Annotated in this window: 13 protein-coding genes; 6 read left to right on the top strand and 7 right to left on the bottom strand. The window is 54.2% G+C overall.

Features of this window, described 5'->3' with window-relative positions; all coding sequences use genetic code 11:
- Positions 1-225 precede the first annotated feature (225 nt).
- The gene (locus HV318_RS01955; RefSeq protein ID WP_182271312.1) at positions 226-1,215 is read left to right on the top strand and encodes a 2-hydroxyacid dehydrogenase; all 990 of its coding nucleotides are present in this window, start codon (positions 226-228) and stop codon (positions 1,213-1,215) included.
- Positions 1,216-1,254: 39 nt separating this feature from the next.
- On the opposite strand, the gene dcp is transcribed toward HV318_RS01955, so the two are convergent.
- The gene (gene dcp / locus HV318_RS01950; protein ID WP_182271311.1) at positions 1,255-3,285 is read right to left on the bottom strand and encodes a peptidyl-dipeptidase Dcp; all 2,031 of its coding nucleotides are present in this window, start codon (positions 3,283-3,285) and stop codon (positions 1,255-1,257) included.
- 143 nt (positions 3,286-3,428) lie between these two features.
- On the opposite strand from dcp, the gene ydfG reads away from it, so the two are divergent.
- On the top strand, positions 3,429-4,175 hold the full coding sequence (ydfG, locus tag HV318_RS01945; protein ID WP_182271310.1) for a bifunctional NADP-dependent 3-hydroxy acid dehydrogenase/3-hydroxypropionate dehydrogenase YdfG: 747 nt from the start codon (positions 3,429-3,431) through the stop codon (positions 4,173-4,175).
- Positions 4,176-4,266: 91 nt separating this feature from the next.
- On the top strand, positions 4,267-4,953 hold the full coding sequence (locus HV318_RS01940) for a GntR family transcriptional regulator (protein WP_182271309.1): 687 nt from the start codon (positions 4,267-4,269) through the stop codon (positions 4,951-4,953).
- Positions 4,954-4,994: 41 nt separating this feature from the next.
- Here the strand turns inward: HV318_RS01940 and HV318_RS01935 are convergent, their stop codons facing one another.
- The 5 genes from HV318_RS01935 to HV318_RS01915 form a co-directional block, all read right to left on the bottom strand.
- Positions 4,995-6,458, bottom strand: coding sequence for a mannitol dehydrogenase family protein (locus tag HV318_RS01935; RefSeq protein WP_182271308.1), 1,464 nt, complete (start codon positions 6,456-6,458; stop codon positions 4,995-4,997).
- 224 nt (positions 6,459-6,682) lie between these two features.
- The gene (locus tag HV318_RS01930; RefSeq protein WP_182271307.1) at positions 6,683-8,050 is read right to left on the bottom strand and encodes an MFS transporter; all 1,368 of its coding nucleotides are present in this window, start codon (positions 8,048-8,050) and stop codon (positions 6,683-6,685) included.
- Between the two features lie 73 nt (positions 8,051-8,123).
- A complete protein-coding gene (locus HV318_RS01925) occupies positions 8,124-9,143 on the bottom strand; it encodes a Zn-dependent oxidoreductase (protein ID WP_182271306.1) in 1,020 nt (339 codons plus the stop codon).
- Positions 9,144-9,157: 14 nt separating this feature from the next.
- Entirely contained in the window at positions 9,158-10,372 is a 1,215-nt protein-coding gene (gene rspA / locus HV318_RS01920; RefSeq protein WP_182271305.1) for a starvation-sensing protein RspA, read from the bottom strand.
- A gap of 111 nt (positions 10,373-10,483) precedes the next feature.
- A complete protein-coding gene (locus HV318_RS01915; RefSeq protein WP_182271304.1) occupies positions 10,484-10,810 on the bottom strand; it encodes a YnfA family protein in 327 nt (108 codons plus the stop codon).
- 153 nt (positions 10,811-10,963) lie between these two features.
- Between HV318_RS01915 and HV318_RS01910 the strand changes: the two genes are divergently transcribed.
- Positions 10,964-11,302: a DUF1283 family protein gene (locus tag HV318_RS01910; RefSeq protein WP_182271303.1), complete on the top strand. Its 339-nt coding sequence runs from the start codon at positions 10,964-10,966 to the stop codon at positions 11,300-11,302.
- Positions 11,302-11,862, top strand: coding sequence for a spermidine N1-acetyltransferase (gene speG / locus HV318_RS01905; RefSeq protein ID WP_182271302.1), 561 nt, complete (start codon positions 11,302-11,304; stop codon positions 11,860-11,862). Before HV318_RS01910 ends, speG begins: the two co-directional genes overlap by 1 nt.
- 16 nt (positions 11,863-11,878) lie before the next feature.
- On the opposite strand, the gene HV318_RS01900 is transcribed toward speG, so the two are convergent.
- Complete coding sequence (locus HV318_RS01900; RefSeq protein WP_395122927.1) at positions 11,879-12,625, bottom strand: YnfC family lipoprotein; 747 nt, start codon at positions 12,623-12,625, stop codon at positions 11,879-11,881.
- A gap of 69 nt (positions 12,626-12,694) precedes the next feature.
- Here HV318_RS01900 and HV318_RS01895 point away from each other — a divergent pair, with 69 nt between their 5' ends.
- Complete coding sequence (locus HV318_RS01895) at positions 12,695-12,988, top strand: DUF1161 domain-containing protein (protein ID WP_182271300.1); 294 nt, start codon at positions 12,695-12,697, stop codon at positions 12,986-12,988.
- Positions 12,989-13,002 lie beyond the last annotated feature (14 nt).

Raw genomic sequence — 13,002 nt, 5'->3', positions numbered from 1 at the left:
ATCAGGTGGACATGCTACACACCAGAATGCCAACGGCAATGTCCCCAGAACGCCCCCAGGATAAATTCATGCTGAAGAAAGTTGTGTAGTTTGAATATCATAGAGTTAATGGGTATAGATGTTCTAAAATAATTCATAGAACCTATTGAATTCAATAATATTTTATAAATTGTAAGAATATTTTAATCATGCTAACGTGGATGCAAAATTAATGGAGAAAGTCTTATGAAACTCGCGATATACAGCACAAAGCAGTACGACAAAAAGTATCTGCAACATGTTAACGAGGCTTACGGATTCGAACTTGAATTTTTCGACTTTCTGCTGACTGAAAAAACAGCCAAAACGGCGCACGGTTGTGATGGTGTTTGCATCTTTGTAAACGACGACGGCAGCCGCCCGGTGCTGGAAGAGTTGAAAAAACATGGGGTGAAGTATATCGCCCTGCGCTGCGCTGGCTTCAACAACGTGGATCTTGATGCGGCGAAAGAACTGGGTCTGAAGGTGGTGCGCGTACCGGCTTATTCGCCGGAAGCGGTCGCCGAGCACGCCATCGGGATGATGATGTCGCTGAACCGTCGTATTCACCGCGCTTATCAACGCACGCGTGATGCCAACTTCTCTCTGGAAGGATTGACCGGTTTCACCATGTACGGCAAAACCGCCGGTGTAATTGGTACTGGTAAAATTGGCGTCGCGACACTTCGCATTCTGAAAGGTTTTGGTATGCGCCTGCTGGCGTTTGATCCGTACCCAAGCGCTGCCGCGCTGGAGCTGGGCGTGGAGTATGTCGACCTGACGACGCTGTTATCCCAGTCAGACGTTATCTCCCTGCACTGCCCGCTGACGCCGGAAAACTATCACCTGCTTAACCAGGCGGCGTTTGACCAGATGAAAGACGGCGTGATGATCATCAACACCAGCCGTGGCGGGTTGATTGACTCTCAGGCCGCAATTGAAGCGCTGAAAACTCAGAAGATAGGCGCGCTGGGTATGGACGTGTATGAAAACGAACGCGATCTGTTCTTTGAGGATAAGTCTAACGACGTGATCCAGGACGATGTGTTCCGTCGCCTGTCTGCCTGCCATAACGTCCTGTTCACCGGCCACCAGGCGTTCCTGACGGCCGAAGCGCTGATCAGCATTTCGGAAACGACGCTGGGGAATTTGCAGCAGCTGGCGAAAGGCGAAGCATGCCCTAACGCGCTGGTATAAGCATTGTCACCCGGTGGCGTTGCGCCGCCGGGTGTTTTTTTAACTCAACCCACGATTCTTCAACATCGGTTCGATCTCAGGATCGTGCCCACGCCAGTTGCGGTACAGCGTTTCCAGGTCACTGCTGTTCCCGCGCGACAAAATCGCCTCACGGAATGCCTGCCCGTTCTCACGCGTTAACCCGCCCTGCTCGACAAACCACTGATAGCCATCGTCGGCCAGCATCTGCGTCCAGAGATACGCGTAATAACCTGCCGCATACCCGCCTCCGAAAATATGGGCGAAGTAGCTGCTGCGATAGCGTGGCGGTACGGCGGGCAGATCCAGCCCCTCTTTTTTCAGTGCTGCGGCTTCAAAAGCCTCAACATCATCCACCGCATCACGGACGCCGTGCCAGTTCATATCCAGCAGCGCTGCGCTCAGCAGTTCCGTCATGTCATAGCCTTTGTTGAACTGGGTCGCCTTGAGCATGTTGTCCCGCAGCGCTTCCGGCATCGGTTCTCCGGTTTCATAATGACGGGCATAATGCGCAAACACCTGCGGATGGCTGGCCCAGTGTTCGTTGATTTGCGACGGGAATTCGACGAAATCACGCGGCGTATTGGTGCCAGAGAGCGTGGCGTAACGCTGACTGGCAAACAGGCCGTGCAGCGTATGACCAAACTCATGGAATAGCGTGACCACATCATCCCAGGAGATCAGCGCCGTCTGTCCGTTAGCCGGTTTTTGATAGTTACAGACGTTGTAGATAACCGGACGCGCAGCACGCTCATACGATTGCTCGACAAAATTCCCCATCCACGCGCCACCGCCTTTGGAATCCCGGGCGAAGAAATCACCGTAGAACAGCGCCATGCCTTCACCGGTGTGGTCAAAGATTTCCCATACGCGCACGTCCGGGTGATAGACCGGAATATCAAAACGCTCGACAAAACGGATGCCAAACAGCTGGCTGGCCGCCCAGAAGACGCCATCATGCAACACGGTATTGAGGGCAAAGTACGGCCTGATCTGCGATTCATCCAGCGCATATTTCCCCAGGCGCACGCGCTCGGCGTAAAAAGACCAGTCCCAGGCCTGCACCGTGAAACCGCCCTGCTCGTCATCAATCACTTTCTGGATATCCGCCTGCTCACGCTCTGCCCGGGCGCGCGCCGCCGGCACGATACCGCGCATAAATGCCAGCGCTGCTGCAGGGGTTTTCGCCATCTGATCGGCAATACTCCAGCTGGCGTAATCGTCAAAACCCAGCAGGTGTGCCTGACGCGCGCGCAGCGCGACGAGGCGGAGGATCAGCTCACGGGTGTCATTTTCATCCCCTTTCTGGGTGCGCACCCATCCCGCGTTAAACAGGTTTTCACGCGTTTGCCGATCGGTCAGCGCAGCAAGCGCAGGCTGCTGCGTGGTATTGAGCAGCGGTATCAGCCAGCGATCGTTCAACCCTTTCTCTGCGGCAGCCTGCGCGGCGGTCGCCATCTCGTCTGCGCTCAACCCCTCAAGCTGGTCCGCATAATCCACCACCAGACCACCCGTTTTATCCGCCGCCAGCAGGCGCTGATTAAACTGACTGGTCAGTAACGCCGACTCGGTATTCAGCGCTTTCAGTTCCGTTTTCCCGGCATCGTTCAGGCGTGCGCCCGCCAGAATGAAGTGCTGATACGTCTCTTCCACCAGACGACGGGATTCGGCATCCAGCGCCGCGCGATCCTGCCAGACGCTCTCCACGCGGGTGAAGAGCGTTTCGTTGAGCCAGATATCGTTCGCCAGCCCCGCCAGCTCTGTCGAAAACTGTTCGTCCAGCACCTGTAAATCATCATTGGTGTGTGCAGAGGTCATGCCGAAGAAAACGTTGCTCACGCGCGACAGCATGGCACCGCTTTTTTCCAGCGCCAGCACCGTGTTGTTGAAGTCAGGCGCGGCGGTCTGTGCAACGATGGCAGCAATATCTGCACGCTTCTGTCGTATGGCTTCATCGAATGCAGGGCGATAATGGCTATCGTTGATTTCGTCAAAATGCGGAGCCTGATAAGGCAACAGGCTGATTTCAAAAAAAGGATTGCTGACCGACATCTTTCACTCCTGAGAACGGTGTATCTCCCCAGAGTAGGCCAGGCCGCCCTCACCTGCAATGCTGTCATACAAAAGTTGCCTTAACGCCGCGCCCGCGCGCGTGCTATGGTAGTTCAACACAAAAAGCGTTGAGGAACAGTGAGATGATTATTTTAGTTACCGGGGCGACGTCGGGTTTTGGTGAAAGCATCACGCGCCGCTTCGTTGCCAACGGGCATAAGGTGATTGCAACGGGTCGTCGTCAGGAGCGCCTGAAGGAGCTGAAAGATGAGTTAGGTGACAGTATCCTGACCGCGCAGCTGGACGTCCGCAACCGTGCCGCCATTGAAGAGATGATGGCGAACCTGCCTGCCGAATGGCATGCCATCGACGTGCTGGTCAATAATGCGGGTCTGGCGCTGGGTCTGGAGCCTGCCCACAAAGCCAGCGTGGAAGACTGGGAAAACATGATCGACACCAACAATAAAGGGCTGGTGTACATGACCCGCGCCGTACTGCCGGGCATGGTTGAGCGCAATCGCGGCCACGTGATCAACATCGGCTCTACCGCCGGTAGCTGGCCTTACGCAGGCGGTAACGTCTACGGCGCGACCAAAGCCTTCGTACGCCAGTTCAGCCTAAACCTGCGCACCGACCTGCACGGCACCGCCATTCGCGTCACCGATATCGAGCCAGGTCTGGTTGGCGGTACCGAGTTCTCTAACGTGCGTTTCAAAGGCGATGACGCAAAAGCGGATAAAACCTATGAAAACGCCAATGCACTGACACCGGAAGATATTACCGAAGCGGTCTGGTGGGTATCGACGCTGCCAAAACACGTCAACATTAATACCGTTGAAATGATGCCAGTCAGCCAGAGTTTTGCCGGACTTAGCATCCATCGCGGCTAATTTTGCCCTTCCCGGCCTGCGGGCCGGGTTTGTCGCAGATCCCAAAAGAATGGTAGTATGTTCAGGCTAACTCTCTGAGAAATGACAACTCATGGCCGCTGAATCACAACTTAATCCTACCCAGCCTGTTAATCAGCAAATCTATCGCATTTTGCGACGTGATATTGTGCACTGCCTGATCCCGCCGGGAACACCACTCTCTGAAAAAGAGGTCTCGGTACGTTTTGACGTTTCCCGTCAGCCGGTGCGAGAGGCATTTATTAAGCTGGCTGAAAACGGCCTGATCCAGATCCGCCCCCAGCGCGGCAGTTATGTGAATAAGATTTCACTTTCTCAGGTTCGTAATGGTTGTTTTGTCCGTCAGGCCATTGAATGTGCCGTCGCGCGCCGCGCCGCATCACTGATCAATGACAACCAGTGTTATCAACTGGAGCAAAACCTGCATCAGCAGCGTATTGCGATTGACCGTAAACAGCTGAATGACTTTTTCCAGCTCGATGACGAGTTTCACCAGAAGCTGGCGCAAATTGCGGATTGTCAGCTGGCGTGGGACACCATCGAAAACATCAAAGCCACCATTGACCGCGTGCGCTATATGAGTCTTGATCATGTCTCGCCGCCGGAAATGTTGCTCCGACAGCACCACGATATTTTCAATGCGCTGGAAAAACGCGATCCTGATGGCGTGGAAAAAGCGATGACGCTGCATCTGCAGGAAATTAGCGAGTCGGTCTTGTTGATTCGTCAGGAAAACAGCGACTGGTTTAGCGAAGAATAATGCTTGCCGCATCCCACCGCGTGCGGGATGCGGCAGTGGTGTTACCGCTGTGCCGCGTACTGCGCCACCGTAGCTTTCGCTCCTTTTTGCAGTAATGTCTGATAAGCCTTCATCACCGCATCCACAAAAACGGCTTCCTGCGGTAACTCTTTGCCAAAGATAGTCTCAATGCCCAGCAGCGCTTTCACGCGATTTTCGCCCTCTGGGCTACCGTTTACCGCAGCCTGAATGACCGCCAGTTGCGGGTCGACCACCTCAATGGCGTTACCCTGCTCATCCACGCCGCCGACATAGCGCATCCAGCCCGCCACGCCCAGCGCCAGCAACGGGAACGGTTTCTGATGCACCAGATGCCAGTGGACAGAATCCAGCATACGCTGTGGAAGCTTCTGGCTGCCGTCCATCGCGATTTGCCAGGTGCGGTGACGCAGAGCCGGGTTGCTGTAACGTGCAATCAGCAGATCAGCGTAGCGGCCTAAATCAACCCCTTTCACTTTCAGCGTTGGGGCCTGTTCTTTTAGCATTAACGCGTGTGCGGCGGCGCGGTAGTGCTCATCGGCCATGCAGTCGTTGATGTGCTGGTATCCCGCCAGGTAGCCGAGGTATGCCAGGAAGGAGTGGCTGCCGTTAAGCATACGCAGCTTCATCTCTTCAAACGGAATAACGTCTGCCACCAGCTCCGCGCCGGCTTTTTCCCACTGCGGACGCCCGGCGACAAAATTGTCTTCAACCACCCACTGACGGAACGGTTCACAGGCAACCCCCGCCGGATCGCGTACACCCGTCAGCTGTTCGATTTTATCCAGCGTTTCCGCCGTTACCGCTGGCACGATGCGATCCACCATCGTTGACGGGAAGGTCGCGTTGGCTTCAATCCAGTCTGCCAGTTCACCGTCAACAGCACGGGCATAGGCGCAGGTCACATTGCGCATCACGTGGCCGTTCTCTGGCATGTTGTCGCAGGACATCACGCTAAAAGCAGGCAGGCCCGCCGCTTTACGACGCGCCAGCGCTTCAACCACAACGCCCGGAGCAGATTTTGGCTGATGAACATTTTGCAGGTCGGCAGCAATTAACGGGTGATCGAGCATCAGTTTCCCGGTCGCCGGTGAGTGACAGTATCCTTTTTCGGTGATGGTCAGTGAAACAATGGCCACCTGCGGTTCGCACATCGCCGCCAGCACGGCTTCCAGCCCGTCAACCTGCGCATGCAGCGCTTTTTTGACAACGCCAACCACACGAGATGTCCATGCATCGGCGGACATCTCCGCCACGGTGTAAAGGTTATCCTGTGCCTTCAGATCGGCAATTTGCTGTTCGCCACCAATCAGGTTAACTTCGCAGTAACCCCAGTCGCTGCCGTGTTCAGCGGCGAGAATGTCGGTATACACCGCCTGGTGCGCACGGTGAAATGCACCAAACCCTAAATGAACAATGCGTGCCCTGAGGCTATCGCGATCGTACTGAGGAAGGGTCGCTTTCGCCTGTAATAACCGGTTTTCCATGATTGAGACTCGTTAAGTAAAAAAAGCTGTGATCCACTGCCGCCCTCTTACCGGAGCGACAGTGCCTGTTGACTACACCAACTAGAATGGTAGATGTCGTAAAAAAATATCTGCCATCAACCATACGGATACTTCAGATTCATATATTGATTTATATTAACTTTTGTCCATGTGGTGTGACACGAGCAAAAAGTTGTGTGACAAGTACCTCAAGATATAAACCATCAGCGGCGTGAAGAGAGCGCCCCGTACCCGACAGATCCGTGACGCGGGGCTTCAGCCGCGTCCTCCGCCAAACTCAAATCCCGGTCACGCACTTCTGGCATCAGGATGGCGGACACCAGCCCAATCACGGAGTACGCTACCAGCATTGCGACAATCGGCCACCAGGAGCCGGTCATATTACAGAAGATCCCCGCCAGCACCGGGCCGAAGCCAACCGCCACCAGACCACCCGCCTCTTTTGAGATAGCCATCCGGGTAAAGCGATTACGCGAACCGAACATTTCCGCCATCGTGATGTTTTCCAGCGCGAACAGCCCCAGTACCGCCACGTTATGAATCACAATCATGGAGAGCATAATGACGCCTGGTGCATAGCTTGTATCGACGATTACCGACAGCATTGGGTACGCCAGGATAATGGCCGAGATATTCAGAATAATGTACGGTAAACGACGCCCGACTTTATCGGACAGCCAGCCCAGCAGCGGGATGGAGAGGAAGCCCAGGATGGAGCTGATCATCAGCGCATCAGTTGGGATCGCTTTATCGAACAAGAGCGTCTGTACCAGATAACCAGCGAGGAACGTCTGGATCAGGCCGGAGTTCCCCGCCTGGCCAAAGCGCAGGCCGGTCGCCAGCCAGAACGATTTGCTCTTAAACATCGCCCCCAGCGACGTATCCTGGGCGGCAGTTTCAGCGTCGTTCACTTTCTCAAATACCGGGCTTTCTTTAAGGTTCATTCGCAGCCAGATGGCAAAGATCATCACCACCACACTGGCGAGGAACGGCACGCGCCAGCCCCAGGCGAGCAACTCTTCGCGGTCAAGGGCAAAGAACATCACCGCCCAGATGGCCGTTGCACTCAGCGTTCCGCAGTTGGTGCCCATCGCCACCAGCGAGGAGATGATGCCGCGTTTTCCTTTTGGTGCGTACTCTGCCAGCATGGTTCCTGCCCCGGAGATTTCCGCCCCGGCCCCCAGCCCCTGAATAATACGCAGCGTAACTAACAGAACAGGTGCAAAAATCCCTATCTGCGCATAGGTTGGCAATACACCAATCAGGGTCGTACAGATCCCCATCATGGTAATGGTGATAAACAGCACCTTCTTACGCCCGATGCTGTCGCCCATCCTGCCGAAGATAAACGCGCCGACGATGCGGGCAATATAGCCTGCGCCGTAGGTGCCCATCGCCAGAATCAGCGCCATTGCCGCAGATTGTTCCGGGAAGAAGATTTCGTGGAATACCAGCGCGGCACCCAGTGAGTAAAGCTGAAAATCCATGAACTCCAGCGCGGTACCCAGCCAGCCTGAAACGGCGGCTTTCACCAGATCGGAGGTTGTTCTTTGAGGTTGTACTTGCGTCATAATGGCTATCTCTGAAAGGTAAGATGCGTACCACTCAGAGCCTGTCTGTGCAGGCTCTTAACCGCGTGAATTATTATTGGCCGAACGTGAGCAAGACTTTGCAGCACTGCCGCTGGTCTTTCTCAAACAGTTCGAGGGCGTCTGTTACGTGGTGATAGTCAAAAGTATGGGTAATCAGTTTTTCAGGGTCGATCAGCCCCTTTTCCAGCCAGCCGATAACGACCGGGAATTTGTTAGCATTCAGGCGCGAGGAGAATATCGCCAGTTCTTTGCCGGTGATCCCCTGCTGAACAATCTGGCTCGGTTCACTGGAAAAGCCCATCAGCACAATGCGGGCTGCCGGGGAGGCCAGGGTAATGGCTTCCTGCAAAATAGACGGATGACAGGCGGCATCAATGATTAACGTCGGTTTGATCCCTTTCTCCTCCAGGGCTGCCTGTAATGACTGTTCGCCGTTATTCAACACCCAGTCCGCGCCGCTGCGCTGAGCCATCGCCAGGCGTTCGTCAATGCGGTCAACGACGATAACCTGCTTCACCTTGTAGACCCCCTTCAGCGCCTGCACGGTAACCAGCCCCATTGGGCCTGCGCCGTAGATCAGCGCAATATCCTGTTCGGTGGGTTTCGCCTGGCCCGTTACGTTGGCGGCAATGGTGAATGGCTCAACCATCACGGCATGTTTGTCCGGGATCGCGTCCGGGATTGGCCAGGCGTTTTTAGCGGGCACAACCGCGTATTCGCTGAACCCACCGTCACGGTGGACGCCCAGCACCACGAGCGAAGTACAGACGTTGGGTTTGCCGACGGAACATGGGTAACAGTGACCACAGCTGATCACCGGGTCAACCGAAACGCGCTGACCCAGACGTGTGTGCTCAACGCCCTCGCCCACAGCATCAATGACGCCAAAAAATTCATGACCGATTACGCGTGGATATCTGGCGAACGGGTTATGACCACGGTAGATATGGCTGTCTGAACCGCAGATCCCGGCGAGCCTGATTTTGACGCGCACGTCATCTGCACCAGGCGTCGGGAGTGGACGCTCTTCAATCACCAGTGCGTTCGGTTGTTGGATCACTACGCTTTTCATCGTTCGTTCCTCGTTTACCAGTTCCACAGCGTGCCATCTTCAAGACGAGCCACCGGCAGGTAGGCGGGATCATACGGGTATTTCGCCGCCCGTTTTTCGTCAAACTCAATGCCCAGCCCGGGTTTATCACCCGGGTGCATATAACCGTTATCGAAGCGCCAGCTGTGCGGGAAGACCTCCAGCATCTGCTCCGAATAACCCATATATTCCTGTACGCCAAAGTTCGGTACCCACAGGTCAAAATGCAGTGCGGCAGCGTGACAAACTGGTGATAAATCCGACGGACCGTGCGAGCCGGTACGCACCTGGTAGAGTGACGCGAAGTCCGCAATGCGGCGCATCCCGGTGATCCCCCCTGCGTGAGTAATGGTGGTACGGATATAGTCGATAAGCTGTTCTTCAATCAGCTGTTTGCAGTCCCAGATACTGTTGAACACCTCCCCCACGGCAATAGGCGTGACGGTGTGCTGGCGGATCAGACGGAAACACGCCTGGTTTTCCGCAGGTGTTGGGTCTTCCATCCAGAACATACGGAAGTCTTCGATGCTCTTACCGAAACGAGCCGCTTCGATTGGCGTCAGACGGTGGTGCATGTCGTGCAGCAGGTGTTCATTAAAACCAAATTGACTTCGCACCGCATCAAACAGCTTCGGCGTGAAATCGAGGTATTTTTCGGTGGACCACAGCTGCTCTTCCGGCCAGTCGCCTTTGGTCGCTGGCTCGTAGGCCAGCCCTTTTCCTTTAGACATACCGTAGGTGGTTTTCATACCCGGTACACCGCACTGGACGCGGATCGCCTTAAAGCCCATCTCTTTGTGACGGGCGTAATCTTCCAGTACGTCGTCGATGGTGTGCCCGGTGGTGTGACAATAAACCATCACCCCTTCGCGGGATGCGCCCCCCAACAGCTGGTAGAGTGGCATATTGGCCGCTTTGGCTTTGATGTCCCAGAGCGCCATGTCGACGGCCGAAATCGCCGACATGGTGACCGGCCCACGACGCCAGTAAGCGCCTTTATAGAAGAACTGCCAGATATCTTCTATGCGGTGCGCATCGCGGCCAATCAGCTGCGGACACAGGTGATCTTTCAGGTAAGAGGCAACGGAGAGTTCACGTCCGTTCAGTGTGGCATCGCCAAGACCGACAATGCCCTCATCGGTGGTGATTTTAAGGGTGACAAAGTTACGCCCCGGGCAGGTAACAAAAACTTCAGCCCCGACAATCTTCATGATCCAGTTCCTTACATCGCTCGTTGTGATGCAGGAAATTTATCCAACTGCACTACTACCATACAAGTATTGCGATCAAAAAATCAGCGAGAGATCACAAATTATGGGGGCTTACGCCCGCCCCCAGCCCGCGACAATAATCAGCATACCGCACAGTGCAACCAGCGCGCCGGCCCAGTCATACAGGCTGAGTCTGACGCCATCAACAACGCGCAGCCACAGCAGTGCGGTACAGACATAGACACCACCGTACGCCGCATAGACGCGTCCACTGGCTGCCGGATGCAGCGTTAATAGCCAGACAAACAACGCCAGCGCAATACCCGCAGGCACCAGTAACATCACCGATGCCCCCTTCTTCAGCCACAGCCAGGGCAGGAAGCATCCGAGAATTTCACACAGTGCGGTGGCAAAAAAAAGCAGCGTCGTCTTAATCATTTTGGACATTACGTGAGGATTGATTTAACTATCATACCTGATAATGCCCTTTACTTTTCAATACCTGCGGCGTGGGTATGACGCCATTTCGGTTTGATGTAGAATCGGGACTGGGTAACTTAATTTTCTGCGCCCATTAAAAAAGGAAACGCTATGACTACATTAAGCAAACGCCTTTGTCTGACAGCCCTGCTGGCGCTGTCATCGTTCGCCTTTGCCGCAACGGCTACAGCCGAAACCAGCAAACTCATTATTGAGTCTGGTGATAGCGCGCAGAGCCGTCAGAACGCTGCGATGGACAAAGAACAATGGAATGACACCCGTAACCTTCGTCAGAAGGTCAACAAACGTGCTGAAAAAGAGTGGGATAAAGAAGATGTTGCTTTTGATGCACGTGACAAATGTCAGCAAAGTGCAAACGTCAATGCCTACTGGGAGCCAAACACACTGCGCTGTCTGGATCGCCGTACTGGCCGCACGGTTGCACCTTAATGTCGGGCATAAGTGACATTAAATTGCGTCCGCTGGAGCGTGAAGACCTGCGCTTTGTTCACCAGCTCGACAACAACGCCAGCGTGATGCGTTACTGGTTCGAAGAGCCTTACGAGGCGTTTGTGGAGTTGTCGGATCTTTATGACAAGCACATCCACGATCAGAGCGAACGCCGTTTTGTGGTGGAGTGCAAAGGTGAAAAAGCCGGTCTGGTCGAGCTGGTTGAGATCAACCACGTCCACCGTCGGGCGGAATTCCAGATAATCATTTCGCCGGAGCATCAGGGGAAAGGTCTCGCCTCGCGGGCAGCAAAGCTGGCGATGGATTACGGGTTCAACGTATTAAACCTGTATAAGCTCTATCTTATTGTTGATAAAGAGAATGAAAAAGCGATCCATATCTACCGCAAGCTCGGCTTTATGGTGGAGGGTGAACTGATCCATGAGTTCTTTATCAATGGTGAATACCGCAATACCATCCGCATGTGTATCTTCCAGCACCAGCATCTGGCCGGGCACAAAGCATCCGGCACGACTCAACTGAAAGCGACCGCGCAGTAAACTGCGCGGTTTTTTCTTAATAGTAATCAATACTGTTTTTTATGGTGTATTTGTGTTCAACGGCGGGTTTGACGCTGTCGTCGATGATCATCAGATCGCAACTCACCGGGTTATTGTGACGGTCGTAATCGCAGCTCTGCTTCACATTTCCCAGCGGCTTATCGTTTAGTGTGCTCACCGCTGTATAATCCATTCGCTTGCGCAAATCCTTTGACGGTGTCGACTGCACGGACAAGTGCTGTTCGCCGGAAACCGTCGTTTTACCCAGCGGGTAACCGTCGGCATCGTAGCGGTACTTCACTTCCATCTCTTTTCCGTGTGCTGCCACCACAAAGCCGTTGTCGTCAGTGTCCCACGTCACGCCCGCCGACGGTAATTCAGCCAGCTGACATTTCCCCTGCAGCTTCACTTTGCGCTGCTGTGTTTCAGCATCAAGGTAGTAGTTGGCATCCAGCACCAGCGCGACGCCCGTATTATTTTCCAGGTCGTGCAGCTCCAGCGTATCGAAGCACCCTTCCGATGACATCGTGCCAGTCACCTGTTTGGATACCTCACCTTTGTCGTTGAACAGCGTCTGGGAAAAGTCTTTAACCGGCCCGCGCAGTGGGTCAAAATCAAATTCGTTCGAGAAGCTCGCCATCTCAGGCGTAAACGACAGCGGCGCAGAGTTGTTATCACACCCCACCAGTGCCGTTGCCAGTAACGTTATCACTGCGTATTTCTTCACATCATTTACCGATACAGGGAGATTATTCCCAATCATATTAGCAAATACAGATGTTTACACGATCCCTGCTAAAATTAATCTACACACAGAGAAAAGGAGCGACAGATGAAACGGTTACCCTGGATTACCGCCCTGCTGTTAATGAGTGTTTCAACGGCCGCTCTGGCCGCCCCGGATTCCTGCGAGCGCGTGAAGAGCGACATTCAGCAGAAAATCATCAACAACGGTGTACCAGAATCCGGCTTTACGCTGAGTATCGTGCCAAACGATCAGGCCGACCAGCCGGATGCACAGGTGGTTGGTCATTGTGCCAGTGATACTTTTAAAATCTTGTACACCCGCACAGGGAACAGCGCAGCTTCAGGCACTCAGGACAATACGCAAGGTGAACCTCAGTGATTTTTAGGCACCAG

The organism is Enterobacter sp. RHBSTW-00901, assembly GCF_014103115.1.
GTDB classification, from domain to species: Bacteria; Pseudomonadota; Gammaproteobacteria; order Enterobacterales; family Enterobacteriaceae; genus Enterobacter; species Enterobacter cloacae_P.
Note: the sequence above shows the minus strand (reverse complement) of the source record. Positions and strands in the feature narration are given on the sequence as shown.

What these genes read in the sequence shown, in the direction of transcription:
- HV318_RS01955 (WP_182271312.1), top strand. Translation starts at nt 226, where the DNA reads ATGAAACTCGCGATATACAGCACAAAGCAGTACGACAAAAAGTATCTG.
- dcp (WP_182271311.1), bottom strand. Translation starts at nt 3,285, where the DNA reads ATGTCGGTCAGCAATCCTTTTTTTGAAATCAGCCTGTTGCCTTATCAG.
- ydfG (WP_182271310.1), top strand. Translation starts at nt 3,429, where the DNA reads ATGATTATTTTAGTTACCGGGGCGACGTCGGGTTTTGGTGAAAGCATC.
- HV318_RS01940 (WP_182271309.1), top strand. Translation starts at nt 4,267, where the DNA reads ATGGCCGCTGAATCACAACTTAATCCTACCCAGCCTGTTAATCAGCAA.
- HV318_RS01935 (WP_182271308.1), bottom strand. Translation starts at nt 6,458, where the DNA reads ATGGAAAACCGGTTATTACAGGCGAAAGCGACCCTTCCTCAGTACGAT.
- HV318_RS01930 (WP_182271307.1), bottom strand. Translation starts at nt 8,050, where the DNA reads ATGACGCAAGTACAACCTCAAAGAACAACCTCCGATCTGGTGAAAGCC.
- HV318_RS01925 (WP_182271306.1), bottom strand. Translation starts at nt 9,143, where the DNA reads ATGAAAAGCGTAGTGATCCAACAACCGAACGCACTGGTGATTGAAGAG.
- rspA (WP_182271305.1), bottom strand. Translation starts at nt 10,372, where the DNA reads ATGAAGATTGTCGGGGCTGAAGTTTTTGTTACCTGCCCGGGGCGTAAC.
- HV318_RS01915 (WP_182271304.1), bottom strand. Translation starts at nt 10,810, where the DNA reads ATGATTAAGACGACGCTGCTTTTTTTTGCCACCGCACTGTGTGAAATT.
- HV318_RS01910 (WP_182271303.1), top strand. Translation starts at nt 10,964, where the DNA reads ATGACTACATTAAGCAAACGCCTTTGTCTGACAGCCCTGCTGGCGCTG.
- speG (WP_182271302.1), top strand. Translation starts at nt 11,302, where the DNA reads ATGTCGGGCATAAGTGACATTAAATTGCGTCCGCTGGAGCGTGAAGAC.
- HV318_RS01900 (WP_395122927.1), bottom strand. Translation starts at nt 12,625, where the DNA reads ATGATTGGGAATAATCTCCCTGTATCGGTAAATGATGTGAAGAAATAC.
- HV318_RS01895 (WP_182271300.1), top strand. Translation starts at nt 12,695, where the DNA reads ATGAAACGGTTACCCTGGATTACCGCCCTGCTGTTAATGAGTGTTTCA.